The organism is Rathayibacter sp. AY1F8, from assembly GCF_002932165.1.
Lineage (GTDB): Bacteria > Actinomycetota > Actinomycetes > Actinomycetales > Microbacteriaceae > Rathayibacter.
Genome location: NZ_PSVB01000004.1, coordinates 132614 through 157085, shown reverse-complemented (window position 1 = coordinate 157085; position 24472 = coordinate 132614). Strand labels below are relative to the sequence as shown.

Genomic DNA, 24472 nt, shown 5'->3' with positions numbered 1-24472 from the left:
GCCTGCGACTCGTGCCGCGGCGGCCCGTGCTCTGTCGCACGCTGCCGCCGTCCGGGACTCCACCACCGAGGACCAGCTTCCTGCCGGCCTGCTCCGTGGCTCGAATCCTGGGTCGACCGGCGGTCGCTTTCGGATTCGGAACCGGTTCATGCTATCAGCCGCGGTGCGGTTCCTCCATGGACCGCGCCGACCCGGCCGGCCCTCCGCCCGTCAGCCCCGCGTCTCGTGCATCAGCAGCTCGACGCGCAGCCCGCCCCTCACCGTCACGATGCGGGCCGGCACGCGGGGCGACCTCCCCGCCTCCGAGAGCCGGGCGAGGGCGGCCTCGACCACGTTCTCGAGACCGCGCGGCACCTGGCCGACGAGCCCCGAGGGGCGCTGGGCCGCGAACAGGCGGACCGGCATCGGAGCGTCCACGCGCTCCTCCTCCGCGGTGCGGCGCGGGATCACGGCCGTGACCTCGTCTTCGCCGAGGGCGAGCACCCGCGCGATCTCGTCCTGGTGCGGCCGGGAGTCGGCGAGGCGGAGGAGGGTGTCGCCGCGCCGCGACTTCGGGCGCAGCTCGTAGTCGTAGTCGTCGAGCTTGCCCGAGCCGCGGTCGTCGGAGGGGAGGGGGTTCGCGTCGCCGCGTCCGAACGGGAAGAGCTTCATGCCCCCATTGTCCAGCGCGCGGCCCCTCCCCCGCTCGCGTCAGGCGGTGCGCCGCATCCGGGCGATCGCCGCGAGCACCAGGACGAGCACGACGGCGACGAAGCCGAGCAGGACCGGGACGGCCGGCAGGAGCGCGAGCGCGGCACCGATCGCCAGGACCGGCACCGCGAGGCCGAGGTAGGCGGCGAGGAACACGGCCGCGAGCACCTCGCCGCGGGTCTCGTCGGTGGCGAGCGAGCCGGCGACTCCGAGCGCCAGGCGGAAGAGCAGCCCCACGCCCGCTCCCGCGAGCACCCCGCCGACGATGAAGGCGGACACCGAGACGATCACGGCGCCGGTCGCGACCAGCAGCAGCCCGGCCGTCAGCGCCACGGCCGCGAGGCGGAGCGCCGTCCGCGAGGACAGCCGGATCGAGACCAGCTGCGCGACGGCTCCGGCGGCGAAGACCCCGAAGGAGACCGCGCCCGCCTCGAGGTGGGAGGTCTCGCCGAAGCGCCCGGCGAGGAAGGTCGGCGCCAGCGAGGTGAAGAGGCCGAGCACGGCGAACCCGGCGAACGCGCCGACCGCGGCCGAGAGGAAGACGCCGCGGGAGGCGGCCGGCACGGCCAGGCGCTGCGGACGGTAGGCCGGGAGGACCTCGCGCCGCTCGACCGTCTCGGGGACGAGCGCGACGCCGATCCCGAGGACGACCAGGAAAACGAGGAATACGGCGTACGGGACGACCAGGGGCTCGCGCATCGTCACGGCGAACACCCCGCCGACGAGCGGGCCGAGCGCCAGCCCGCCCATGTTGACGAGGGCGGAGACGGCGCGGGAGGTGCCGGGGCCCTCCTCCGGGCGGGCGACGGCGCGCAGCTCCGAGAGGTGGGCGGTGGCCGTCGCGGTGAGCGCGCCGACGCCGAGCCCGGTCAGCAGGCGGGCGAGGATCAGCCCGGGCACGTCCGGCCAGAGCAGGAACACGGCGGCCGCCAGGACCTCGACGAGGATCGACGCGAGCAGGATCCGGCGGCGGCCGAGCCAGTCGCTGACGTGCCCGGCGAGGAAGAGGCTCGCCACGACTCCGACCGCGTACGCGGCGAAGACCACGGTGACGACGAAGGCCGGGAACCCGTCGCGCTGCTGGTAGATCGCGTAGAGCGGTGTCGGCACGGTCGAGAACGCCATCACCGTGAGGAAGGCGACGGCGATCACCCAGAAGCCGTGACGGTGCGGGAGCTCGCGGCGATGGACGGACGGGAGGGAGCGCTCGGTGGTGGTCACGGTGTCCACAGTGCTCCGCCCCATCATCCGTGTCCAACGGAGGATCTCGGTTGGATTGATCGTCCCTGCTGGATAATGGGCGGATGGACGACCGCCAGCTCGCCGCCTTCGTCGCCGTCGCCGAGGAGCTCAGCTTCACCCGGGCGGCCGCGCGCCTGTTCGTCGTGCAGTCGACCCTCTCAGCGAGCATCCGCTCGCTCGAGCAGGAGCTCGGCTCGCCGCTGTTCGCCCGCTCGACCCGGCGGGTGGCGCTCACCGCGGTCGGCGAGGCGCTCCTGCCCTCGGCCCGATCGGCGATCGACAGCCTCGACCGGATGCGCTCGCTCGCGGCCGACGACGCGGCGGGGCTCCGCGGGCGGGTGCGGGTGGGCACCTTCTCCGCCCTCGACCTCGTCGACCTGCCCGGCGCGCTCGGCGTCTTCCGCACTCGGCACCCGCTGGTGGACCTGCTCCTGCGCACCTCGACCACCGGCTCCACCGGTCTCGCCGAGGACCTGCGCCGCGGCCTGCTCGACGCCGCTCTGCTGGCACTGCCGGCGACGCAGCTGCGGGGCCTGGCGGTGACGCGGCTGGTGCGCAGCGACTACGTCCTGCTGGTGGAGAGCGCGCATCCGCTCGCCGCGGCGGGACCGCCCTCCCCGCAGGACCTCGACGGGCTCACCTTCGTGGACACGCCCGCCGGCTTCGGCAACAGGGTCGCCGTCGACCTCGCCTTCCGCGAGGCCGGGGCGTCGCGCCGGGTGGCCACCGAGGTCGCCGATCTGCCGGGGATCCCCCGCTTCGTGCAGGCGGGGCTGGGTCCGGCGATCGTGCCGCGCGCGGGCGTCGAGCCGCTGGAGGGCGTCACGGCCCTCGCGCTCGACTGGCCGGGGCTGGTCTGGGAGCTCTCGGTCTGCACGGCGCCGCGCCCCTCCGCCGCGGTGCAGGCGCTCACGGCCGTGCTGGCGGAGCGCTCGGCCTAGGCCTCAGCCCTCGCGCAGGGGGCCGCGGACGATCGAGTCGCCGGAGTGCTCCGGGTCGTCGTCGAACGGCTCCTGGGAGACGTCCACGAGCGAGTACTCGGCGAGGTCGACGTCGTCGGGGACGGCGAAGACGCCGTCGGTCCCGTCGAGCACGCCGAGGCCCACCAGCCCGGAGGCGTCGGCGGCGAGGAGCCAGACCTCCCGGTACGAGTCGTCCGCGCTCTGCGCATCGAGGTGCACGTGCAGGCGGCGGGCGCCGTCGGCGTCCTCCAGCTCCGCGGTTCCGCTCGCTCCCTGCCAGTCGGGGAGAGCGGCGAGATCAGCGCGCGCCACGACGGCGGCGGTGTCGTCGCTCCGCGAGGCCTGCCACCAGGCTCCGCCCGCGACCCCGATGACGAGCGCGCCGAGAGCGGCCAGCACGGCGCTCAGAGCGCGGGGCCGGCGGCGGCGCGCGGGACGGTGCCCTCCCCGGGGAAGGGCGAGCGGAGGCGGCACGGCAGCGGCCGACGACGGCAGGGCGCCGGGCCCGAGGTCGCCGAGGGCGAGCTCCTCGCGGATGCGGTCCCAGACGATCGCGGGCGGCGCCTCCAGCTCGACAGCACGGCTCGCACGGCCCAGGCCCGCGGCGTGGCCGAGCTCGACCAGCTGCCGGGCGCAGTCGGGGCAGTCGCGCAGGTGGGCCTGCTCGGCGTCGCTCGAGTGCTCGCCGAGGGCGAGCAGGGCGAGCTCGTCGGGATCGAGGTGGGTCATGTGCTGCTCACCTCCAGGCGGGAGCGGAGCCGGTCGAGGCTGCGGCGGATGTGGCTCTTGACGGTACCGAGCGGCAGGCCGGTGCGCTCGGCGATCTCGGTGTGGGTGAGGTCCTCGTAGAAGGCGAGGCCGATCACCCGCCGGGGGACGGGATCCAGGCGGGCCAGCTCGTCCGCGATCAGGATCCGCGCCTCGAGGTCGACGGGGGCCTCCCCCTCCTCGACCGGCGTGACGGCGACGAGGGCCTCGGTGAGCCTCCGCTCGCGCGCCCGCGCCTCGTGCGCGTCCGCGATCCTCCTCCGGGATATCCCGACCAGCCACGCTCCGAGAGCCGCCCGTCCGGGGTCGAAGCCCGAGCGCGAGGTCCAGGCCGAGACGAACACGCGCTGCACGACGTCCTCCGCGTCGCCGCGGTCGCCGAGCGAGCGCAGCGCCAGCGTGAAGACCAGCGGCGACCAGCGCGAGTACGCCTCGGCGAGCGCCGCCTCCTCCCCTGCGGCGAAGCGGCGGCCGAGCCGGGCCACGAGAGCGCTGTCGGCCTCGGCGCCGTCGGCGGGCTCGATGGTCTCGATCAGGGGGTCCCTCCAGGGCTGCGGGGAGCGCTGCCGCCCGGGGGCGTGCGGCGCTGCGAGGCTCATCGTACGTCGCTGAGGCTCGGGCGGGCGGGTCAGCCAGCCGGGACGGCCGTGACCACCACGTTGCTGAGGTAGTGGCGGGTGTCGTAGTCGAAGTCGCCGCCGCAGGTGATCAGGACCAGCCGCGGCGGTCCGTCGGCGGCGAACACGGCCGAGAGGTCGACCGTGGTCTTCTCCGTGGTCTCCACCGTCGAGACGGTGTACGCGCGCTCCGCGCCGTCCGCGCCGGTGAGGGTCACGGTCTGGCCCGGGACCGCCTTCTTCAGCTCGACGAACGGCCCGAGGCCGTAGGCGAGGGAGTCGACGTGCGCGGCGATCACGACCGTGCCCTCCGGCTCGTCGAGGCCGGCGCCGAAGCGGTACCAGCCGGCGACCTGCGTGTCGGGCACGAGCTCCATCGTGCCGTCGTCCGCGACTCCGACCGGCTCGACGGCCATGTCGACGGGGAGCCCGTCGACGACGAGCCGCTCGGGAGCGAGCGCGGTGGGGGCGGGGGTCGCGCCGAGCCGGGCGTCCGCCACCGGGACGGACGGCACCGCTTCCGGCAGGGCCGCCGCGGGCGAGGAGGGGACCGTGGCCGGCACCGGCTGCTGGGGCGCCGAGGAGACGGCGGCGGGAGCGGGCTCCACCCGGGACTCCTGCGCCGCGCATCCGGCGAGACCGGCACCGGCCACGATCAGCCCGACCACGGCGAGGACGCGCAGAGGGAAGGGGCTCCGGCTCATGGCGTCCTCCTGGGTCGTGGTCGGGGGTGCCGGGACGGCCGCGCTCCAGCACGGCCGACCCGGCGGTCGGAGCCTCGGGTCAGCGACGCGAGGCGGCGGTGCGGCGGCCGATCAGCACGGCGCCGGCGGCGGCGAGGGCGGCGAGCAGTGCTCCGCCCCACCAGCCCGCGGCGGCGTCGGGACGGTTGTCCGCGGCGAGGCCGGCCTCACCGGCGGGGACGCCCGACGGCGAGGAGTGCAGTCCGTCGATGGTCTGCGTCGCGAGAGCGAGGTTGCCCTTCTCCAGGCTGCCCCAGGCGTAGACGATCGTGTTCACGCCCTCCTGGACCTGCACGTCGGCCGGGCCGATGACCGGCGCGGTGGTCCCGGTCGCGGCGACCACGGTCGAGATCGTGGCCGGGGCGAGGTTCAGCACGCCCTCGTTCGGGTTCGTCACGTTCGTCAGGACGGGCGACCCTCCGGCGAGGATGTCCACGGCCGGAGCGGCGGCGATGTGGCGGACCGTGAGTCGGCCCTCGCCCGCGGCGGTCTTCGAGATGTCATTGGTGAAGAGGGTCGCGGTGGGGGTGTTGTCCGGCGTGAGGTGCGCCGCGACGGTGTAGCTCTTCCCCGCCTCGAGGCTGATGTCGATCGGGCCGATCACGGGGGCGCTGGCGTCCGCGGCGGTGGAGGCCGTGATGGCGACCTTGTAGGTGCCGGTGGGGAGGTCGAGCGGGCCGGCGAGCGAGCCGGGGGTGAAGTCGTCGAGCGTCAGCTTGCCGTCGACGTAGACGTCGACCGGGGTGTCGGGGACGGCGTGCAGGACCGAGAGGTCGGCCGAGTCGGCGTCGGCGGCGGCGGCGGGCGTGGCGGCGATGCCGACGACGGCCAGGGTTCCGATGCAGGCACCGGCGAGCAGGCTGCGGGAGAAGCGGGAGGTGGTCACGGTGTTCCTCTTTCACGATGGGACCCGCGAGGGGTCGGGGGGTGGTCGAGAAGGGCCTTCACCACTACTTCCGCCCGAGGCGCCTCCTCGGATGCACCCGGTCTGAGATTCCTCGAAAGAATTCCTGCCGGACGCTTCGAGGGCCCCTCGCGGCGCTGGCCCGAGCGCCCGTGCCGGGCTAGCCTCCGACCAGGAGGTGCGGAGGATGGGCAGGCGCGGCGTGGTCCTCCTCCTCGCCGCCGCGGCGCTCACCACGGCGGCGGTCGCGGGCGTGCAGGGCTCCCTCGCCCCCCGGGCGCCGGTCGCCGACCAGGCCGCCGCCGCCTCCGACGCCCCCGCCCAGTGCGACGACACCCGGGAGCTGCTGGCCGCCTCGTCCGCCTTCGAGGGCGGAGCGGGCGTGCCGGCCGGCCACCTCGTGGCCTGCCTCGACGAGGACCACCGGCGCCTCACGATCCACAACCGCACCCCCGTCGTCTGGAGTCTCGGCGACTCCTCGGTGCGGGGCGTGACGAGCGGGACGGACGGAGTGACGGGTCTGCTGAGCCTGCACGCGTCGCAGTCCTCCTCCGGGCTGCTCCTCGCACCCGGATCGGCGGCCTCGGTCTCGGCCGGCGACGGGAGTATCCGACCGCGGCCCGACGAGCCCTCGACCCGGCTGCAGCTCGCGCTCACCGCGGTGGTCGCGGCTCAGGATCAGGCGATCGGCCCCTCCGCCGGTCCCGACAGCATCATCCGCGGCGCCGCGCTCACCTGCGCGGTCGTGGTCGCGGAGTCGGACACCGGCTGGCGGGTGACCTCGCCGCGGGCTCTCGCCGCGGCGGCCGAGGACCCGGTGTGCGCGCGCGACTGGGGCCGCGCCCAGCGCAGCGCGGCGGCCTGGCGGATCGCCCTGCCCGGGCTCGTCGACGCCGTGGAGGCTCCCGGCCGCCCCGAGGAGGACACGGCGCTCCAGCGGGCCGCGGCCGACTGGTTCTCGGCCTCGAGCGGCTACTCGTGGGGCGGAGTCGACCGCCCCGCTCCCCTGCCCTGACCGGCGCCGCGCGCCTCGTCCGCCCGGGAACGCGAACGGGCCGCCCTCCGCGAGGAGAACGGCCCGTTCGGCAAGAAGTTCGCGGTGTCATCGAGACCGCGCCCTGCTCCGGGAGGAGCTAGCGGCGCAGACCGAGACGCTCGATCAGCGAGCGGTAGCGGTTGATGTCCACATCCGACAGGTAGCCGAGGAGTCGACGACGCTGACCCACGAGCAGCAACAGACCACGACGCGAGTGGTGGTCGTGCTTGTGCTCCTTGAGGTGCTCGGTGAGGTCCTTGATCCGCTTGGTCAGGACGGCCACCTGCACCTCGGGGGATCCGGTGTCACCGGGGTGGGTCGCGTACTCTTCGATGATCGCCTTCTTGACATCTGCTTCGAGTGCCATATCTGGGATCCCCTCTCTCTCGTTGCGCGGTGCCCGGCGCCTGATGCGTGGGCTCTCTTGATCCGCGGCCGTCGAACGGCAACCGGACGACTCTACCAGAGGGAGGGCGGTATCAGGAGCCGGTGGCCCGGTTCCAGAGCACGACGAGCCACGGCGAGACCAGCAGCTGCCAGTAGACGAGCACGAGGACGTTGAGGACCACGCCGATCCAGCCGGCGATCGGCGGGCGCTTCTCGCGACGCCGGGCGCGGAGGGTGGAGACGGCGAGCAGGATCCCGGCGAGCAGGACCGCGTGCACGAGCGCGGTGTAGAGCACGCCGACCAGCAGATCGCTGACGCTCTGGTCGCCCGGGTAGGCGCCGAGCGAGATCAGTGCGTACCAGACGAAGAACGACAGCGGGACGGCGAGGACGGCCAGGAGGACCGAGACGATCCCGGCTCCGTAGCGGCGGAGGAACCCGCGGGCTCCCGAGGCCGTGGCACCGGTCCGAGCGGCTCCGGCGCGGACGCCGCCCGTGGAGCTTCGCCGACCGCCCGTGGCGGCCGCCGCGCGACGCGCGCCCGCCTCGGCGGCGGTGCGGATCGAGCGTCGCGAGGGGGCGGCTCCGGCTGCTCGCGGGGCAGGAGGACCCTGACGCCCGGGCGCGCCGTCGGATGACGTGCTCATGCCTCTCACCCTAGGGGATGACCCCTGAGCCCCCGGATCGGCGCGACGCGGCCCGCCGGGGCGGCGGAGTCAGCAGAATGGAGCGAGTGAGCCAGACCCCCCGCGCCCCCCGGCGCAGCCACGTCCTCGACGTCTCCCCCCTCCGCGAGTCCCCGGCTTTCGCCCGGCTCTGGGCCGGCAACGTGATCTCGGGCATCGGCGGCCAGATGACGATCGTCGCGGTCGGCCTGCACATCTACGAGCTCACCGGATCGACCCTCGCGGTCGCGCTGGTCGGCGTGGTGGCGCTGGTCCCGACCGTGATCGCCGGCCTCTACGGCGGGATGCTCGCCGACGCGTTCGACCGCCGCCTGGTGCTCCTGCTCGCCGCGGTCGTGGCCTGGGGCTCGACCGCGGGGATCGCGGCCCTCGCCTGGCTCGGCGCCGAGACCCCGCTCTCCCTCTACGTGCTCACCGCCGTGAACGCGGTGGCGACGACGGTGATCGTGACCACCCGGATGACGCTGGCTCCGCGGCTGCTCCGCACCGAGCTGGTCCCCGCCGCCGCCGCGCTGGGCGGCATCGCGAGCGGAGTCGAGGTGACCGTGGGGCCCGCCCTCGCCGGCGTGCTGGTCGCCTCCTCCGGCTTCGCGATCACGTACACGATCGACGTCGTGCTGTTCCTCGCCGCGTTCCTCGGCATCGCGGGGCTGCCGGCGCTCGTGCCCGAGGGCGAGCGGCAGCGGCCGGGGCTGGAGTCCCTCCGCTACGGCCTGGGCTTCCTGAAGGGCGCCCCGAACATCCGGATGTCCTTCCTGGTCGACATCGTGGCCATGACCTTCGGACAGCCGCGCGTGGTCTTCCCGGCGGCCGCCGCCGTGCTGCTCGGCGGAGGCGCGGTGACGGTGGGCGCGCTCACGGCCGCGTTCGCGATCGGGGCGCTGATCAGCGGCGTCTTCTCCGGCCGGCTGACCGGGGTCCGCCGGCAGGGCCTCGCGATCGGCCGCTCGATCCAGGTGTACGGAGCGTTCGTGGTCGCGTTCGGCGCGGTCCTGCTCGGTGCCGCACTCGTGCAGCACGACGCGTCGGCGCCGAACGCGGTGCTCATCGCGCTGGCGGCGGTCGCCCTGGCCGGCGCGGGCGCCTCCGACAACGTCAGCTCGATCTTCCGGCAGACGATGCTGCAGACCGCGGTCCCCGACAACATGCGGGGTCGGCTCCAGGGCGTGTTCATCGTCGTGGTGACGGGCGGCCCGCGGGTCGGCGACCTCTACACGGGACTGCTCGCCTCGCTCGCGCTGCTCTGGCTGCCGCCGCTCGCGGGCGGGCTCGCGATCATCGCGATCCTCGCCGCGGTGCTGCGACTCCGACCGGGGTTCCGTGGGTACGACGCCCTGCACCCGACGGCCTGAGCGGAGGGGCGTCTCCCTCGAGCCGGATGGGACAGCGCGCCCGCCCGCTCGGCTCAGGCCGGCGGACGGGCGCGCCGGGGATCAGTCGCCGGAGGCCGCGTCGGCGCCGCCGCCGTCGGTCAGCCGGTCGTCCGAGACCAGTCCGCTGTCGTCGTCGCGGCCCTCGACCCGCACCGGGCGGTAGACGTGGAAGCCGTCGTCGTCGGGCTCCAGCTCCCAGACCACCTCGACCTCCTCGCCGTCGATGTCGGCCAGGCGGGTGAAGGAGCGCTGCGGGGAGCCGTCGATCATCTCGAGGCGGATGCTCTCCTGCTCCGCTCCGCTGTCGAGGATGGCGGTGTACGTCGATTCGGTGTCCATGCCTCGACGCTAGACACGCGCGGGGAGGCGTCGCCACCCCTTGCGGCGGCGCGCGGTCCGCGTAGCGTCGGCACCATGACCGACACCGACATCACTCCCGCCGACTCCGACGACCGCGAGCAGATCACCGAGATGGTGAAGAGCGCCGGGATCGGGCTCCTCACCACCGTCAACGCCACCGGGCAGCTCGTCAGCCGTCCGCTCAAGGCCCAGGACATCGACTTCGACGGCGAACTGTGGTTCTTCACGCAGGACCCGTCGCCCAAGGTCGACGACATCCGCGCGAACCCGAGCGTCAACGTCGCGTTCGAGTCGAAGAAGGGCTACCTGTCCGTGGCCGGCTCGGCGACCGTCGTGCACGACCCGGCGAAGGTGGACGAGCTGTGGTCCCCGGCCGTCGCCGGCTGGTTCCCCGACGGCAAGGACGACCCGACCGTCGCGCTGATCCGCGTCGAGGCCGAGACCGTCGAGCTGTGGGCGACCGACGAGCCCCGTCCGGTCGTGCTGTTCAAGGTCCTCAAGGCCGCCGTCACCGGCGGACAGCCCGACATCGGCGAGAACCGCACCGTCTCCTTCGAGTGATCCCTCCTCCGGGGCGCCGCCGGGGCGCGGCGCCTCGCGGGGACAGGCGTCAGGCGCCGCCGAAGCGCTCGGTGCGGACGCGCTCGGGCGCGTGGCCCTGCTCGACCAGGGCGGTGGCGACGGCCTCGACGAACGAGGTCGGGCCGCACACGTAGACGGTCGGCTCGAGCGAGGCCGGCAGAGCCGCCTCGGCGAGCAGCTCCGGAGTGACGCGGCCGGCCGGACGTGCCGCTCCCGCCGGCGCCACCCGGGTGAAGACGTGGTCCACCGCGACTCCGCCCGTCGCGGCCGGCCGCTCGGCGAGCGCCGCCAGCTCCTCGCGGTAGTAGGCGAAGACGGGCGAGCGGACCGAGTAGAGCAGCTGCATCCGCGCCGCGCTCCCGGACCGGGCGTGCTCGCGCGCCATCGCCATCAGCGGCACCACACCGCTCCCGCCCGCGATCAGCTGCACCGGCTCCGCCTGCTCGGGGCGCCAGACGAACCAGCCGCCGATCGGACCGCGGATCTCGAGCCGGTCGCCCGCTTCGAGGCCGTCGACCAGGTACGGGGAGACCTCCCCGTCGTCCAGCCGCTCGACCGCGAGCTCGACCCGCTCCCCGTCGGCCGGGGCGCCGATCGAGTAGGAGCGGCTCGCCTGGTAGCCGTCGGGCGCGGTGAGGCGCACGTCGAGGTGCTGCCCCGCCAGGTGGCCCGGCCACCCGGGCACGCGGAGCACCAGGAGGCGCGACGTGGGCGTGAGCGGCGCGACCGACTCGGCCACCGCCTCCGTCCACATCACCAGTAGCGCTCCTCTTTCCAGGGGTCCCCGTGCATGTGGTAGCCGTTCTGCTCCCAGAAGCCGGGCTCGTCGCCGGGCATCAGGCGGAGCGTCCGCACCCACTTCGCGCTCTTCCAGAAGTAGAGGTGCGGCACCAGGAGCCGGGCGGGGCCGCCGTGCTCGGCCGCGAGGGGCTTCCCCTCGAACTCGGTGACGACCCAGGCCCTCCCGCCGCGGATCTCGGCGAGCGGGAGGTTCGTCGTGTAGCCGCCGAAGCTCTGCGCCATGACGAAGCCGGCGTCCGTCTCCAGGCCCTCCAGCAGAGTGTCGACCGAGACGCCGCGCCAGCTGGTGCCGAGCTTCGACCACCGGGTCACGCAGTGGATGTCGGTGTGCACGTCCTCGTGCGGGAGCGCGTCGAACTCCTCCCGGTTCCAGCGGCGCACGCCCGCGGGGCCGCCGTCGATGGAGAAGGCCCACTCATGGATGTTCGGGGTTGGCCCGATCGAGAGGACGGGGAAGCCGTTCTCGAGGTGCTGGCCCGGCGGGAGGTCCGGGTCCGCCTCCCTCTTGCCGAAGAAGCCCCGCGTGATGATGCCCATGTCCGCCCTCGTCGTCCTCGGGGCCTGGCCCCGGATCGCTGGAAACCGCTCGTCGCGCTCACGCTACCGCTCGGTGCTACCGCATGCGGGCCCGCCGGGCGAGCCCGGGACCGTGTCGGACGTCGGTGCCAGGATCGGGGCATGAGACGAACCGTCGTGCCGCCGTACCTCCTCGTCCGCATCGCCCGCCTCGACGATCCGGCCTTCGCCCGGGCCGCGCGGGCCGCGAGCCGCTCGCTCGAGCAGGACGTGCCGTTCCGGCGCGTCCGGCCCGGAGAGCCCGCGCCCGACCGCGGGGCGCCGACCGCCGCCGCGACGTCCTCGCCGCGCACCCGCGTGCAGTCGCTCCAGCGCACCATCGCGGACGCGCGTACCGAGGAGACCCTGCCCGGCACGGTCGTCCGCCGCGAGGGCGAGGCGGCCACGGGGGACGCGGCCGTCGACGAGGCGTACGACGGCCTCGGTGCGATGTCGGCCTTCCTGCAGGGTGCGTACGGCCGCGACTCGATCGACGACGCCTGGCTGCCGCTCGACGCGACCGTGCACTTCGGCGACGACTACGACAACGCCTTCTGGGACGGCTCGCGGATGGTCTTCGGCGACGGGGACGGCCAGGTGTTCCGCCGCTTCACCGTCTCGCAGAGCGTGATCGGCCACGAGCTCGCCCACGGCATCACCGAGTACACGGCGAACCTCGTCTACCGCGGCCAGTCCGGAGCGCTCAACGAGTCGGTCTCGGACGTGTTCGGAGCCCTGCTGGAGCAGTACGGCGCGGGCCAGAGCGCCGACGAGGCGAGCTGGCTGATCGGCGAGGGGCTCTTCACCGACGAGGTGCAGGGCACGGCCCTGCGGTCGATGATCGCCCCCGGCACCGCCTACGACGACGACGTCCTCGGCTCCGACCCGCAGCCGGGCTCGATGGCCGACTACGTCGAGACCGACGACGACAACGGCGGAGTGCACATCAACTCGGGGATCCCCAACCGCGCGTTCGCCGTGGCGGCGACGACCCTCGGCGGGAAGGCGTGGGAGCGCGCAGGGCAGGTCTGGTACGACGTGCTGACCGGGGGCGTCCTCACCGCGACGGCCGACTTCGAGGCGTTCGCCGCGCTCACCGTGCAGGCCGCCGCCGAGCGCTACGGATCCGGCTCCGAGGTCGAGGCCGCCGTGCGCACCGGCTGGACGACGGTCGGCGTAACGCTGTCCGCCTGAGCCGGTCCGCTCGAGGGCGGAGGCGGGTAGCATCGCGCGCATGGACGTCATCGTGTCGCGCAGCGGCGGAGTCGCCGGCCTCCGCCGGGTGTGGCGGGTCGACGTCGAGCAGCAGCCCGACGAGCGCGCCTGGCGCGACCTGCTCGGCTCGCTCCCCTGGGACGCCGCCGACGGCGAGTCCCCCGGCCGGGCCGACCGCTTCGTCTACGAGATCCGCGTGCAGACGCACCACGTCCGCCTCGGCGAGACCGAGCTCGACGGTGCCTGGCGCGAGCTGGTCGACCGCGTGAAGAAGGCGCAGCCCCGCTAGGAGCTGCGCCTTCGTCGTGTGCTCGGAGCTACTCGGTGCCGAGCAGGTCGATCACGAAGATCAGGGTCTTGCCGGAGAGCGGGTGCCCTCCGCCGGCCGGGCCGTACGCCAGCGCGGGCGGGCAGATCAGCTTGCGGCGGCCGCCGACCTTCATCCCCGGGATGCCCTGCTGCCAGGCGCGGATGAGGTTGTTGAGGGGGAAGTTGATCGACTGGTCGCGGCTCCAGGAGGAGTCGAACTCCTCGCCGGTGTCGTACTCGACGCCGAGGTAGTGGACCTCGACGGTCGAGCCGGGCTGCGCCTCGGCGCCGTCGCCGACGACGATGTCCTCGACGACGAGGGTGTCGGGGGCCGGGCCCTCAGGGGCGTCGACCTCGGGCTTGGTCAGGTTCTCGCTGCTCATGCCTCGATCCTACGGCGCTCGGGAGCGGAGTCTGGGAGCGGGCTGCGAGCACTCACTCCACGAGCGTGAGGCGCTGCGTCGGCCGGGTCATCGCGACGTAGAGCGATGCGGCGCCGCGCTCGCCGGTCTGCGCGATGAGGCGAGGGCGGGCGATGATCACGGAGTCGAACTCGAGCCCCTTGGCGTCGTTCGTCGACAGCACGGCGATCGCGCGGTCGAGCCCGGTCGCTCCACGGCCCACCTCCCGGCCGAACCGCTCCTCGAGGCGCTCGGCGATCGCGGCGAGGTCGTCGTCGGGCGCGATGACCGCGAGCGTCCCCTCCGCCTCGATCGCCCGGTCCTCGACGACGGCCGCCAGCACGCGCTCCGAGAGGCTCGCGTCGCCGCGATCGCGGATCGTCCGCACCGGCCACTCGGTGGAGCGCACGGCCTCCCCCGGCGTGATCTCCAGCCCGTTCTCGCGCGCCGTCCGCTCGGCGAAGGCGACGATCTGCGCGGGCGTGCGGTAGTTGACCGTCAGCTCCTCCAGGCGCCACGGCGCCGCCTCCACTCCCCGGCCCTGGCGGCCGAAGGTGTCGCGGAGCGCGGCGTCCCAGCTCGAGGCGGCGGAGGCGCCGGACGCCTGCGCGACGTCGCCCACGATCGTGAACGAGCGCATCGGGCAGCGGCGCAGCAGCACCCGCCACTGCATCGGCGAGAGCTCCTGCGCCTCGTCGACCACGACGTGCCCGTAGGTCCAGGTGCGGTCGGCCGCGGCCCGCTCGGCGGTGGTCCCGAGCACCGAGCGCTCGGCGAAGCCGGCCGCGAGGTCCTTGGCGTTGACGAGGCCGTCGACGCCCATGTTGCGGATGGCGGCCTCCGCGTTCTCGACGTCGCGCTTGCGCTGCTCCTTCTCGGCCTTCTTCGAGGCGTCGGCGTGGTCGTCGTAGGCGCCGAGCAGCTCCGCGGCCTCGTCGAGCAGCGGTACGTCGGAGACCGTGAACGGAGCGTCGCGGTCTCGGCGGAGGAGGGAGCGCTGCGCGGCGGTCCAGCGCGGCGTGAGGGTCGCGAACCAGTTCGGACGGGCGTAGAGGTCCTGCAGCAGCTTCTCGGGGGTCAGCGGGATCCACGCGGTGTTGAGAGCGACGCGGACGTCGTGGGCGGTCCGCACGTCCTCGCGCAGCACCGCCTCGTCGGCCTCGTCGACCGTGCTGCCGTGGCTCCGCAGCTGATCGGCGAGCTGGCGGGTGAGCTGCGAGAGCAGCGTCTTGACGAAGGAGACGCGCGCCTCGTTGTGCGGCTTGCGGGTGTCGCGCGCGCGGGTGATCGCGCGCTCCACGTCCTGCGGCTCCAGACGGAGCTTCTCGCCGTTGACGTCGAGCACCTGGGTCTCGGCCGGGACGGTCTGGCGGGAGCGGACCGCGCGCTTGAGCAGCTCCGCCATCCGCGCCGAGCCCTTCACGCGGGCGACCGCGGGCACGTCCTCCTCGACGAGGTCGAGGCCCGGGTAGAGCTGGCCGAGCGTCGAGAGGACGACACCCGTCTCGCCGAGCGAGGGCAGCACCGCCTCGATGTAGCGGAGGAAGGAGCGTGAGGGGCCGACCACGAGCACGCCGGAGGAGGCGATGCGGTCGCGGTAGGAGTAGAGGAGGTAGGCGGCCCGGTGCAGGGCGACCGCGGTCTTGCCGGTGCCCGGCCCGCCCTGCACGACGAGCACGCCGCGCAGCTCGGACCGGATGATGCGGTCCTGCTCGCTCTGGATGGTCGCGACGATGTCGTGCATCCGGCCGGTGCGCTGCGCGCCGAGAGCCGCCATGAGCGCGCCCTCGCCCTGCAGCACGGTGCCCTCGCGCAGCAGCTCCTCGTCGAAGACCTCGTCCTCGAAGCGGAGGACCTCGCGGCCCCGAGTGGTGAGGTGGCGCCGGGCGCGCGTCCCCATCGGCCGGGCGGCGGTGGCCTGGTAGAACGCGGCCGACTGCGGGGCACGCCAGTCGAGCAGCAGCGTGTCCTGCTCCTCGTCGCGCAGGCCGATCCGGCCGATGTAGCGGTGCTCGGCGTCGGCGTCCGCGAGCGTCAGCCGGCCGAAGGCGAGCCGGTCGTCGGCGCCGGTGAGCGAGCGGATGCGGTCCTCGTAAAGCCGCGCGTACGCGTCGCGCTCGGAGCGGCTCTGGTGGTTGCCGCCGACGCTCTCGATGCGGACCGTGTCCAGAGCCTCGCGGGCCTGGGCGATCAGCTCGTCGAGGCGGGCGTAGAGCGCCGCCACGTAGTCGCGCTCCCGAGAGAGTTCGGTGGCCTGCACAGTGCTGCCGTCCGTCATCGTCCGCCTTCCGAGGGTCCGCCGCCGCGGGCCGGGAGGCGCGGGATGCGCTCCGGGGGCCGCGGGAAAACAGGCGGTCCAGTCTACCGAGCGATCCGAAGCGGGCCGTGCCGACAGCGGGATCCGGATGCCTCTTGCGCTCGGCGCCGCGGAGGAGCATCCTCTCTCTCACGAAGAGCTCGACGCCCCGTCCGAGCAGCCGGCCCTGCCGCTGCCGCAGGGCGTCGAGCTCTTTCTCGCGGGTGTCAGTCCTCCGTCCGGTCATCGACCGGGAAGAGAACCGGACGGCCCCGCGTTGCACGCCCCATGGCCACTCCGAGCAGCAGCGTCACCGCCCCCTCCCGCGCCTCGATCGACCTCACGGAGTCGGCACGCGCCGGCTGGGAGTCGTGGCTCGCCCGACGCGTCGAGCGCGTCACCGGACCCCGGGGCGATCTCGCCCTCGTCGAGACGCGCTGGCTCGAGCCCGGCGAGAGCGTCGACGACGAGCAGGCGCTGGCCGGCTACGGCCCCTCGGCGACCCTGACGCGGATGCGCCGCGAGAACCTCGACACCGGCGAGCCCGAGTACGGCTACCGCGTCTGGGACGCGGCCTCCGACGGCATCCGGTCCTTCGACGCCATCGAGACCTTCCCGTTCGACGCCGCCTGGGTGCTCGAGGCGTGGTTCCAGCCGGTCGCCGAGGACCGCACGGTCCCGTTCGAGCACCTGCGCGACAACGGCGCCACCCGCGAGCTCGTCGTGCCCGGCGACATCACCTTCTCGCTCATGGACGACGGGCGCGCCCGCGAGTACACGGTCGCGGCGTTCGACGACGGCGGCACGCTCCTCGTCCCGTTCGGCGATCCGACCAACCGCAGCGACGACCCGGAGCTCGCGAGCTACCCCGTCGGCCGCTTCCTCGTCGTGCAGCGGATCGGCGGCGCGGCCGACGCGGGCACCCCCGGTCCGGTGCTCCTGGACTTCAACCGGGCGTACATCCCGCCGTGCGGCTTCTCGCCCCACTACAACTGCCCGCTGCCGCCCGCGCAGAACCGGCTCGGCGTGCCCGTGACGGCCGGCGAGCGCCGCGTGCGCAGCGCCTCCGCCTAGCGCGCCGGGGCTGAGCGGGGGCGGCCCCGGCTCAGCGGGTGAGCACCGCCCGGCGGGCGACGAGCTCGTCGAGCAGGACCTGCTCGTCGACCGCTCCGGTGCGTCCGCCGCGGCCGAGCAGGAGGTGCTGCCGGTGGTGCGCGAGCCGCGTCGCCGAGCGGAGGAAGTCCCGCATCGCCCGCGGCCGGTCCCCTCCCGCGCTCCGGGCCCAGCGAGCGGCGGTGCGGCGCCCCTCCGCGGTGCCGATCATCCGAACCTCGGCCGGCGAGAGCCAGCCGGCGACGGCGTAGTCGTCGAGCCGCTGGAGCGTCACGCGCCGCTCCTGCCGGCGCAGCAGCACCACCACGACCACGGCGACCGCGAACAGCGGCACCTGGACCACGCCGTAGAAGCCGAACCAGTCGGACACCAGGAAAGACGAGCCGTTCCAGAGCGCGTGCAGGAACGCGGCGAGCGCCAGCCCGAGCAGGGCGATGGGCAGCCGCGCGACGGCGGGCCGGTTCGAGGCGAAGCCGAGGGCCGCGCCCGTGCAGGCGGTGAAGAGCACGTGCGCGAAGGGCGAGAGCACCCCGCGGAGGAAGAAGGTCACGGCGAGCGAGCCGAGACCGCCCTCCACCAGCGCGCTGCCGAAGTAGAGGATGTTCTCGACGAAGGCGAACCCGGAGGCGACGACGGCCGCGTAGACGATGCCGTCGACGGGCCCGTCGAAGGTCCGGCGCCAGATCAGCAGGACGAGGAGGACGCCGATCCCCTTGGCCGTCTCCTCGACCAGCGGCGCCTGGATCACGGCGCCGACGAAGTCGGATCCGCTCGGCTGCTGCCCGGACGCGTAGACGGCGATCTGCACGCCGAGGTCGACCAGGAGCGCGATCGCGACGGACCCGGCCGCGCCCCAGAGGAACGCGAACCACAGGCCCAGCGCTGGCTCCGGCTCCCACCGGTCGACCCAGCGGACGCCCAGCAGGACCACGGTCAGCGGGACGAGGGCGATGACCGCGCAGATCCCCGCGGCGCTGACGCCGAGTCCGAGAACCACGTAGGCGAGCACGAGCAGCAGCAGGATCCCGAGGAGCGCCACGCCGATCGAGCCGAGCACGGTCGGCACGACGGAGGGGCGGGCGGTGGCGGGCGGTGCGGGCGGCGGATAGGCGCTCATGGGGCCGACAGTAGGGCACGGGCGGGGTGCGCTGTCGGCGGTTGACACGCGCCGGGCGCGTGGAGGAGGGCCGGGGTGCGGACGCCCGTGTCCGATTCCCACTCCTGCTCGACGTCGCCGCGTGCGAGGCTCGAGGCGTGCCCGACTCCGATCCGCTCTTCGAGGAGCGCTACCGCGCCGTCGCCTCCCGCGACTCCCGGTTCGACGGGCGGTTCCTGACCGGCGTGCACTCCACCGGCATCTACTGCCGTCCGAGCTGCCCCGCCATCACGCCGCGGCGCGCGAACGTGCGCTTCTACCCGACGGCCGCCGCCGCGCACGAGGCGGGGCTCCGCGCCTGCAAGCGCTGCCTGCCGGACGCCGTCCCCGGCTCCCCCGAGTGGAACCTGCGCGACGACACGGCGGCGCGCGCCATGCGTTTGATCGCCGACGGAGTGGTCGACCGCGAGGGGGTCGAGGGGCTGGCCGCACGGCTCGGCTACGGCGCGCGCCACCTGGGCCGCATCCTGCGCGAGGAGCTGGGCGCGCCTCCGCTGGCGCTCGCTCGCGCCCAGCGCGCCCAGACCGCCCGGCTCCTGCTCACGAGCACCGACCTGCCCGTGTCCGACGTCGCCTTCGCCGCCGGCTTCACGAGCATCCGGCAGTTCAACGCGACCCTGGCGGAGGTGTACGAGCGGACCCCGACGGCCCTGCGCGCCTCGGCCCGCGGCACGCGCTCCGAGGCGAGCGTCCACGACGGCGCGACCACGCTGGAGCTCCGGCTGGCAGTGCGGGCTCCGTTCGATCCCGGGGTGCTCGACGTGCTCGGCGGCACCGCGCTCCCGGGCATCGAGGAGGCGTCCCCCGGCGGCTACGCGCGCTCGCTCGTCCTGCCCGGGGGCGCGGCGCTGATCCGGCTGGCGGCGGACGGGGAGAGCGTCCGCTGCAGCGCGACGCTCGTCTCCGTCGCCGACGTCGGGCCGCTGGTCGCCCGGGTGAGGCGGCTGCTCGACCTGGACGCGGACGCCCGCGCCGTGGACGAGGCCCTCGCGGCCGATCCCGCACTTGCTCCGAGCGTCGCCGCCCGCCCCGGTGTCCGCGTGCCCGGCTCCGTCGACCCGGCCGAGACGCTGGTGCGCGCGCTGCTCGGCCGGCGGGAGGCCGCACGGCTGGTCACAGCGCTCGGCGCGACGCTCCCGGAGTCCGTGGCGAGCGGATTGATCGCACGCGCCTTCCCCTCCCCCGCGGTGATCGCCGAGCACGCCGCCGACGTGCTCCGCGGATCCGCCGACGTGCTGGTGCGGACCTGCACGCTGCTCGCCGAGGGAGCCCTGCGGCTCGACGCCGACCGGGAGGAGCTCGCCGAGCAGCTGCTGGCGGTCCCCGGGATCGACGCGGCCACGGCGGCCGAGGTGGCACAGCGGGCGACCGGAGATCCCGACGTCCTGCTCACCGGGGATCCCGTGCTCCGGCGGGGCGCGGCGGCGCTCGGCCTGCCCTCCGGCGAGCGCGCGCTGACCGAGACCGGACGCCGCTGGGCGCCCTGGCGCAGCTACGCCGGGGCGCGCCTCGCGGCCGCGGTCACGCCTCCGGCGCGGGGTCGATGATCGGGAGCGCCGCGGTCATCGCCTCGATGCCCGAGAGCCGCGCCGGCGAGATCAGCCGCATGACCTCCTCGCGGGACATCAGCCCCGCCTCGACCACCAGGTCGGCGATGTTGCGGCCGGTCGCGAGGGCGGCCTTCGCGAGGGCGGCGGACGCGGTGTAGCCGATGCTCGGCGTGAGCGCCGTCACGACCCCGACCGAGGAGGCGACCATGGCCTCGAGCCGGTCGACGTTCGCGGTGATGCCGTCGATGCAGTTCTCGCGGAGCGTCCTGCAGGCCTGCGTCATCCAGGTGATGCTCTGCAGCAGCGAGTGCGCGATCACCGGCTCGAAGGCGTTGAGCTGGAGCTGACCCGCCTCGGCCGCCATCGTGACCGTGACATCGGCCCCGGCCACCGAGTAGGCGACCTGGTTGACCACCTCGGGGATGACCGGGTTCACCTTGCCGGGCATGATGCTCGATCCCGCCTGGCGCGGAGGCAGGTTGATCTCGCCGAAGCCGGCCTGGGGGCCCGAGGAGAGGAGTCTCAGGTCGTTGCAGATCTTGGACAGCTTGATCGCGGAGCGCTTGAGCGCGCTCGAGAACGACATGAAGACGCCGGTGTCGCTCGTCGCCTCGACGAGGTCCTGCGCCATCTCGAGGTCGAGATCGGTGATCTCGTTGAGGTGGCGGACAGCAGCCGCGCCGTAGCGCGGATCGGCGGTGATGCCTGTGCCGATCGCGGTGGCTCCGATGTTGACCTCGGCGAGCAGCCAGATGGTCTCGGAGAGACGGGCGTGGTCCTCGCCGAGGGTCGTCGCGAAGCCGTGGAACTCCTGGCCGAGCGTCATCGGCACCGCGTCCTGCAGCTGCGTGCGGCCGACCTTCAGGACGCTGCCGAACTCGACCGCCTTGCGGGAGAACGACTCGCGCAGCAGCGCCAGCTCGTCGAGCAGGCGGCGCAGCGACCAGGTCATCGCGATCTTGATCGCGGTCGGGTAGACGTCGTTGGTGGACTGGCTGCGGTTGACGTCGTCGAGGGGGTGCAGGTGCGCGTAGTCGCCCCGCTCGAAGCCGCCGATCTCGAGTGCGACGTTGGCGACGACCTCGTTCGCGTTCATGTTCGTCGAGGTGCCGGCGCCGCCCTGGATCACCCCGACCACGAACTGGTCGTGGAACTCGCCGTCGATGATGCGGCGGCACGCGGCCTCGATCAGCTCGGCCTTGGCGGGGGCGAGGGTGCCGAGCTCGGTGTTGGCCCGGGCGGCCGCGAGCTTGACCGTCGCGAGGGACCGGACGAGATCGGGGTAGATCGAGATGGGGCGCTTCGAGATCGGGAAGTTGTCGAGGGCCCGCGCCGTGTGGATGCCCCAGTAGGCCTCGGCGGGGATCTCCATCGAGCCGAGGGAGTCGCTCTCGGTGCGCGTGGCGGGGGTCTCGGTGTCGTCCAGGGCTCTGCCTTCCGGGTCGCGGTCGGGGAGGGTGCTCGGTGCGAGGGTCACGTCCAGCTCCGTTGCTGTCGTCGTGCGGCCCCGGAGGGTGCAGGGGGCTCGCGAACTGCGCGGCCAGCCTATCGCCGGGGCACGGGGCGGCGGCGGACGCGGGCGCGGAGCGTCCTCTCGGCGGGCGCGGAACGACCGCGCCTCCCGCCGCCGGAGCGGACAGGAGGCGCGGGACGCGGGAAGCGGCGGATCAGCGGTAGTCGCTGCCCGACGCGAGGGCCGCGAGCGGAACGAGCACGACCACGACGAGCACGGCGATCGCGAAGAGCAGGACGAGGCCGAGCATGACGGAGTTGAGCACGATGCCCCAGATCGAGAGCGTGCGGCCGGTCGGCTCCCTCCGCAGGCCCAGGATGCCGAAGACGAGGCCCGCGGCCGGAGCGATCACGGTCAGTCCGAAGAAGACGGAGGTGACGCCGAGGATCAGGCTGGTGAGCGAGAACGGGGTCGAGGGCGCCGGGGCGAGGGCCGCGGGCGGGACGGCGGGGGTGCCGTAGGGGGCGCGGGCCTGCTGCGAGGAGGCGGGCTCCTCGGCGGCGGGGCGCTCCCCGGCGGACGGCCGCTCCTCGGTGAGGACGGCGGTCGCGCCCAGGTCCACGGTCGGCTGCTCGTCGGCGGGGGTGGAGAGGCGGGCGGTGCGGTCGTCGGTGGTCACGGTGTGCTCCTTCTCGGGTGCCGGTCGCCCGGCGGGATGCGGTCCCGCCGGGCGGGCCGGCGGTGCTGCCGGTGTGCTCCGGCGATGCCTCCACGCTACGGACGAGCCCGGACCCGCCCCATCCGGGGAACCCCCGGAACTCGGGGGCGATCCCCCGCCTCGAGGCGGGGGCGGGTGCGAGACTGGTCCCGGCGCGAGGAGGCGGCGACGATGGACGACGACGAGCTGCGGCACCGCACCCGGGACCGCAAGGGCGCCCGGGCCGTCTGGTTCGCCGGGCTCTCGGCGCTCGCCGGCTTCGTGGTGATCTCCCCCGTGATCTCCCTCACGGCGACCGTGATGGTGTGGGGGTCGCGGCGGCGGATCGGCACCCTCAGCGACCGGAACGGCCTGGTCGCCGTCAACTGGCAGCTCACCTACCTCGCACTCCAGCTGATGCTGGTCCCGCTGCACCTCGCCCTGGTGTCGGTGCGCGACTCGCTCGGCGCCGACTGGCCGCTCGCGACGATCTCGGCGATCCTCGCGCTGGCCGTGCTCAACCTCGTGCTGTGCGTCGTCCTCGGGATCCGGTCCGGCCAGGGACGCACCGTGCGCCTCTGGATCGCCGTGCCCTTCGCCCGCTCCACCCGTCCGCCGCGCTGACCGTTCGGGGACACCGGGCACGGCGGCTCTCCGCTCCTGGGACTCCGCCCGGCGTGTCCGCGGCGCGGTGCCCCCTCGACCCCGCGGCGGCGGGCAGGGTGGTGGAGTGATCGCCTTCCCTCCGCCCGTGTACGTCGTGGCCGACGACGGAGTGAGACTGGCCACCTACTCCGTCGGCGAGGAGAGCGCCCCGACCGTCCTCGCCGTGCACGGCTTCGCCTCCCACGCCGTGCTCAACTGGGAGACGTCGGGCTGGCTGCGGACGCTGCACCGGGCCGGGTACCGCGTCGTCGCGCTCGACCAGCGCGGGCACGGCGCGAGCGAGAAGCCGCACCACTCCGACTCCTACAGCGTGGACGCCATGGTGGCCGACCTGGTGCGGGTGCTCGACTCCTACGACCTCGACGCGCCCCACGTCCTCGGCTACTCCCTCGGCGCCCGGATGAGCTGGGTGCTGGGGCTCGAGCACCCGGAGCGGCTCGCATCGCTGAGCCTCGGCGGGCTGACGGTGGGCGAGCCCCTCCGCTCCTTCGACGCGGAGGCGGCCCGGGCCCGCGTCGCCTCCGGCGGCGAGATCGACGACGGCTTCACCCGCGCCTTCATCGGCATGGCGGAGGGCGTGCAGGGCAACGACCTCGCAGCGCTGGTGGCGGTGGCCGACGGCGTCCGCGGCGGGGCGCACCCGGAGCACGGGCGGCACCCCGGCCTGCCGACGCTGCTCGTGACCGGCGGCGCGGATCCGATCGCTCCCGGCGGTGAGCTGCTGGCGGCGGAGGCGGGGGCGCGGTTCGTGAGCGTCCCCGGCCGCGACCACACCAGCACCGTGCCCGCGCGGGGCTTCAAGGACGCGGTGCTTGCGTTCCTGGCGGAGCAGCGCTGAGCCGGCCCCGCGCCGGACGGGAGCACCGCGAGCGCCGAGGCCCGCGGCGTAGCATCCCCCTCATGCAGGCGATCCGCATCGAGAATCCCGGCCCCGACTCCCGACTCGTGCTGGAGGAGGTGCCGACGCCCTCCCCCGGACCCGGCGAGGTCCTCGTCCGCGTCGCGGCCGCCGGCGTCAACCGCGCCGACCTCGGCCAGCGCGCAGGGGTCTACCCGCCGCCGCCCGGCGCCTCCGAGATCCTCGGGATGGAAGTGTCCGGCACGGTCGTCGCGGTCGGCGAGGACGCGACCGGGTTCTCGGAGGGCGACGAGGTCTGCGCGCTGCTCTCCGGCGGCGGCTACGCGGAGTACGTCGCGGTCGACGCGGGCCTGGTGCTGCCGGTGCCGGACGGCGTCGGCCTCGTCTCGGCCGCCGCCCTCCCGGAGACGACGTCCACCGTCTGGTCGAACCTCGTGATGGTGGCCGGGCTCGGATCCGGCGACACCGTCCTCCTCCACGGCGGCGGGAGCGGGATCGGGACCACGGGCATCCAGATCGCCGCCGCCCTCGGCGCCCGCGTCGCCGTCACGGCCGGCAGCGCCCGCAAGCTCGAGGCGTGCCGCGCGCTCGGCGCCGACGTCCTGATCGACTACCGCGAGGAGGACTTCGTCGAGCGGATCCGCGAGGCGACCGGCGGGCGCGGCGTCGACGTGATCCTCGACCCCGTCGGCGGCGACTACCTGGCCCGCGACCTGGAGGCGCTGGCCGTGGGCGGGCGCGTGGTGTTCATCGGCAACCAGTCCGGCGCGCTGGGCTCGCTCGACCTCGGGGTGCTGATGCGCAAGCGCGGGGCGGTGCACGCCACGACCCTCCGCGCCCGGCCCCTGGAGGAGCGGCGCGCGATCGTCGCGCGGGTGCGCGCGGAGGTCTGGCCGCTGGTCGCCGCCGGAACGGTGCGACCGGTGGTGGACGAGGTGGTCCCGCTCGCCGAGGCCGAGCGGGCGCACGACGTGATGCGCTCCTCCGGCCACATCGGCAAGCTGCTGCTCACCCCGTGACGCCCCACACCGGAGGAGGCCCCCGCCTCCCG

At 74.4% G+C, this 24472-nt stretch carries 27 protein-coding genes; 11 read left to right on the top strand and 16 right to left on the bottom strand.

Annotated features, from left to right (window positions below; genetic code table 11):
* Positions 1 to 210 precede the first annotated feature (210 nt).
* Both C5C35_RS05270 and C5C35_RS05265 read right to left on the bottom strand, forming a co-directional pair.
* Positions 211 to 651 (bottom strand): hypothetical protein, encoded by a 441-nt coding sequence (locus C5C35_RS05270; protein WP_104226292.1) that lies wholly within the window; start codon positions 649 to 651, stop codon positions 211 to 213.
* A gap of 39 nt (positions 652 to 690) precedes the next feature.
* Positions 691 to 1911, bottom strand: a complete 1221-nt coding sequence (locus C5C35_RS05265; protein WP_258066334.1) for an MFS transporter — start codon at positions 1909 to 1911, stop codon at positions 691 to 693.
* Positions 1912 to 1994: 83 nt separating this feature from the next.
* On the opposite strand from C5C35_RS05265, the gene C5C35_RS05260 reads away from it, so the two are divergent.
* On the top strand, positions 1995 to 2873 hold the full coding sequence (locus C5C35_RS05260) for a LysR family transcriptional regulator (protein ID WP_104233255.1): 879 nt from the start codon (positions 1995 to 1997) through the stop codon (positions 2871 to 2873).
* A 3-nt stretch (positions 2874 to 2876) separates the two neighbouring features.
* Here the strand turns inward: C5C35_RS05260 and C5C35_RS05255 are convergent, their stop codons facing one another.
* The 4 genes from C5C35_RS05255 to C5C35_RS05240 form a co-directional block, all read right to left on the bottom strand.
* On the bottom strand, positions 2877 to 3623 hold the full coding sequence (locus C5C35_RS05255) for an anti-sigma factor (protein WP_104262706.1): 747 nt from the start codon (positions 3621 to 3623) through the stop codon (positions 2877 to 2879).
* Positions 3620 to 4261, bottom strand: coding sequence for an RNA polymerase sigma factor (locus C5C35_RS05250; protein ID WP_104226288.1), 642 nt, complete (start codon positions 4259 to 4261; stop codon positions 3620 to 3622). Before C5C35_RS05250 ends, C5C35_RS05255 begins: the two co-directional genes overlap by 4 nt.
* Positions 4262 to 4290: 29 nt before the next feature.
* Positions 4291 to 4983 carry a class F sortase gene (locus C5C35_RS05245; RefSeq protein ID WP_104262705.1) on the bottom strand — a complete coding sequence of 231 codons (693 nt, stop codon included), beginning with the start codon at positions 4981 to 4983 and terminating at the stop codon, positions 4291 to 4293.
* 79 nt (positions 4984 to 5062) lie between these two features.
* The gene (locus C5C35_RS05240) at positions 5063 to 5908 is read right to left on the bottom strand and encodes a DUF4397 domain-containing protein (protein ID WP_104239038.1); all 846 of its coding nucleotides are present in this window, start codon (positions 5906 to 5908) and stop codon (positions 5063 to 5065) included.
* A gap of 205 nt (positions 5909 to 6113) precedes the next feature.
* On the opposite strand from C5C35_RS05240, the gene C5C35_RS05235 reads away from it, so the two are divergent.
* Positions 6114 to 6941 (top strand): hypothetical protein, encoded by an 828-nt coding sequence (locus C5C35_RS05235; RefSeq protein WP_104262704.1) that lies wholly within the window; start codon positions 6114 to 6116, stop codon positions 6939 to 6941.
* Positions 6942 to 7059: 118 nt separating this feature from the next.
* Here C5C35_RS05235 and rpsO read toward each other — a convergent pair whose 3' ends face one another.
* Together rpsO and C5C35_RS05225 are read right to left on the bottom strand one after the other, a co-directional pair.
* Positions 7060 to 7329 (bottom strand): 30S ribosomal protein S15, encoded by a 270-nt coding sequence (rpsO, locus tag C5C35_RS05230; RefSeq protein WP_068252328.1) that lies wholly within the window; start codon positions 7327 to 7329, stop codon positions 7060 to 7062.
* 112 nt (positions 7330 to 7441) lie between these two features.
* Positions 7442 to 7996, bottom strand: a complete 555-nt coding sequence (locus C5C35_RS05225) for a hypothetical protein (RefSeq protein WP_104262703.1) — start codon at positions 7994 to 7996, stop codon at positions 7442 to 7444.
* 86 nt (positions 7997 to 8082) lie between these two features.
* Between C5C35_RS05225 and C5C35_RS05220 the strand changes: the two genes are divergently transcribed.
* On the top strand, positions 8083 to 9387 hold the full coding sequence (locus C5C35_RS05220) for an MFS transporter (protein WP_258062855.1): 1305 nt from the start codon (positions 8083 to 8085) through the stop codon (positions 9385 to 9387).
* 81 nt (positions 9388 to 9468) lie between these two features.
* On the opposite strand, the gene C5C35_RS05215 is transcribed toward C5C35_RS05220, so the two are convergent.
* Positions 9469 to 9747: a hypothetical protein gene (locus tag C5C35_RS05215; RefSeq protein WP_104224817.1), complete on the bottom strand. Its 279-nt coding sequence runs from the start codon at positions 9745 to 9747 to the stop codon at positions 9469 to 9471.
* Between the two features lie 75 nt (positions 9748 to 9822).
* Between C5C35_RS05215 and C5C35_RS05210 the strand changes: the two genes are divergently transcribed.
* Positions 9823 to 10329 carry a pyridoxamine 5'-phosphate oxidase family protein gene (locus tag C5C35_RS05210; protein ID WP_104224818.1) on the top strand — a complete coding sequence of 169 codons (507 nt, stop codon included), beginning with the start codon at positions 9823 to 9825 and terminating at the stop codon, positions 10327 to 10329.
* Positions 10330 to 10378: 49 nt separating this feature from the next.
* Here C5C35_RS05210 and C5C35_RS05205 read toward each other — a convergent pair whose 3' ends face one another.
* Together C5C35_RS05205 and C5C35_RS05200 are read right to left on the bottom strand one after the other, a co-directional pair.
* On the bottom strand, positions 10379 to 11104 hold the full coding sequence (locus C5C35_RS05205) for a ferredoxin reductase (protein ID WP_104226284.1): 726 nt from the start codon (positions 11102 to 11104) through the stop codon (positions 10379 to 10381).
* Positions 11104 to 11688 carry a molybdopterin-dependent oxidoreductase gene (locus tag C5C35_RS05200; RefSeq protein ID WP_104224820.1) on the bottom strand — a complete coding sequence of 195 codons (585 nt, stop codon included), beginning with the start codon at positions 11686 to 11688 and terminating at the stop codon, positions 11104 to 11106. Before C5C35_RS05200 ends, C5C35_RS05205 begins: the two co-directional genes overlap by 1 nt.
* 141 nt (positions 11689 to 11829) lie before the next feature.
* On the opposite strand from C5C35_RS05200, the gene C5C35_RS05195 reads away from it, so the two are divergent.
* Both C5C35_RS05195 and C5C35_RS05190 read left to right on the top strand, forming a co-directional pair.
* Positions 11830 to 12900 carry a M4 family metallopeptidase gene (locus C5C35_RS05195; protein ID WP_104257230.1) on the top strand — a complete coding sequence of 357 codons (1071 nt, stop codon included), beginning with the start codon at positions 11830 to 11832 and terminating at the stop codon, positions 12898 to 12900.
* 40 nt (positions 12901 to 12940) lie between these two features.
* Positions 12941 to 13210, top strand: coding sequence for a protealysin inhibitor emfourin (locus tag C5C35_RS05190; RefSeq protein ID WP_104233246.1), 270 nt, complete (start codon positions 12941 to 12943; stop codon positions 13208 to 13210).
* Between the two features lie 28 nt (positions 13211 to 13238).
* Here C5C35_RS05190 and C5C35_RS05185 read toward each other — a convergent pair whose 3' ends face one another.
* On the bottom strand, positions 13239 to 13613 hold the full coding sequence (locus tag C5C35_RS05185) for an FKBP-type peptidyl-prolyl cis-trans isomerase (protein WP_104224823.1): 375 nt from the start codon (positions 13611 to 13613) through the stop codon (positions 13239 to 13241).
* 52 nt (positions 13614 to 13665) lie between these two features.
* On the bottom strand, positions 13666 to 15909 hold the full coding sequence (locus C5C35_RS05180; RefSeq protein WP_104233245.1) for a UvrD-helicase domain-containing protein: 2244 nt from the start codon (positions 15907 to 15909) through the stop codon (positions 13666 to 13668).
* Between the two features lie 306 nt (positions 15910 to 16215).
* Between C5C35_RS05180 and C5C35_RS05175 the strand changes: the two genes are divergently transcribed.
* A complete protein-coding gene (locus tag C5C35_RS05175) occupies positions 16216 to 17001 on the top strand; it encodes a DUF1684 domain-containing protein (RefSeq protein WP_104262701.1) in 786 nt (261 codons plus the stop codon).
* A 31-nt stretch (positions 17002 to 17032) separates the two neighbouring features.
* On the opposite strand, the gene C5C35_RS05170 is transcribed toward C5C35_RS05175, so the two are convergent.
* Positions 17033 to 18157: a PrsW family intramembrane metalloprotease gene (locus C5C35_RS05170; RefSeq protein ID WP_104233243.1), complete on the bottom strand. Its 1125-nt coding sequence runs from the start codon at positions 18155 to 18157 to the stop codon at positions 17033 to 17035.
* Positions 18158 to 18294: 137 nt separating this feature from the next.
* Between C5C35_RS05170 and C5C35_RS05165 the strand changes: the two genes are divergently transcribed.
* Positions 18295 to 19743: an Ada metal-binding domain-containing protein gene (locus C5C35_RS05165; RefSeq protein WP_181134092.1), complete on the top strand. Its 1449-nt coding sequence runs from the start codon at positions 18295 to 18297 to the stop codon at positions 19741 to 19743.
* Here the strand turns inward: C5C35_RS05165 and C5C35_RS05160 are convergent.
* Both C5C35_RS05160 and C5C35_RS05155 read right to left on the bottom strand, forming a co-directional pair.
* Entirely contained in the window at positions 19718 to 21172 is a 1455-nt protein-coding gene (locus C5C35_RS05160; protein ID WP_258064082.1) for an aspartate ammonia-lyase, read from the bottom strand. The two genes, C5C35_RS05165 and C5C35_RS05160, sit on opposite strands and share 26 nt — an antisense overlap.
* Before the next feature lie 241 nt (positions 21173 to 21413).
* On the bottom strand, positions 21414 to 21878 hold the full coding sequence (locus C5C35_RS05155; protein ID WP_104250160.1) for a DUF4190 domain-containing protein: 465 nt from the start codon (positions 21876 to 21878) through the stop codon (positions 21414 to 21416).
* A 174-nt stretch (positions 21879 to 22052) separates the two neighbouring features.
* On the opposite strand from C5C35_RS05155, the gene C5C35_RS05150 reads away from it, so the two are divergent.
* From C5C35_RS05150 to C5C35_RS05140, 3 genes are all read left to right on the top strand, one after another.
* A complete protein-coding gene (locus C5C35_RS05150; RefSeq protein ID WP_181127854.1) occupies positions 22053 to 22520 on the top strand; it encodes a DUF4870 domain-containing protein in 468 nt (155 codons plus the stop codon).
* 106 nt (positions 22521 to 22626) lie between these two features.
* A complete protein-coding gene (locus tag C5C35_RS05145) occupies positions 22627 to 23400 on the top strand; it encodes an alpha/beta fold hydrolase (protein WP_181027173.1) in 774 nt (257 codons plus the stop codon).
* Between the two features lie 62 nt (positions 23401 to 23462).
* Positions 23463 to 24440 carry an NAD(P)H-quinone oxidoreductase gene (locus tag C5C35_RS05140; protein WP_104262697.1) on the top strand — a complete coding sequence of 326 codons (978 nt, stop codon included), beginning with the start codon at positions 23463 to 23465 and terminating at the stop codon, positions 24438 to 24440.
* Positions 24441 to 24472 lie beyond the last annotated feature (32 nt).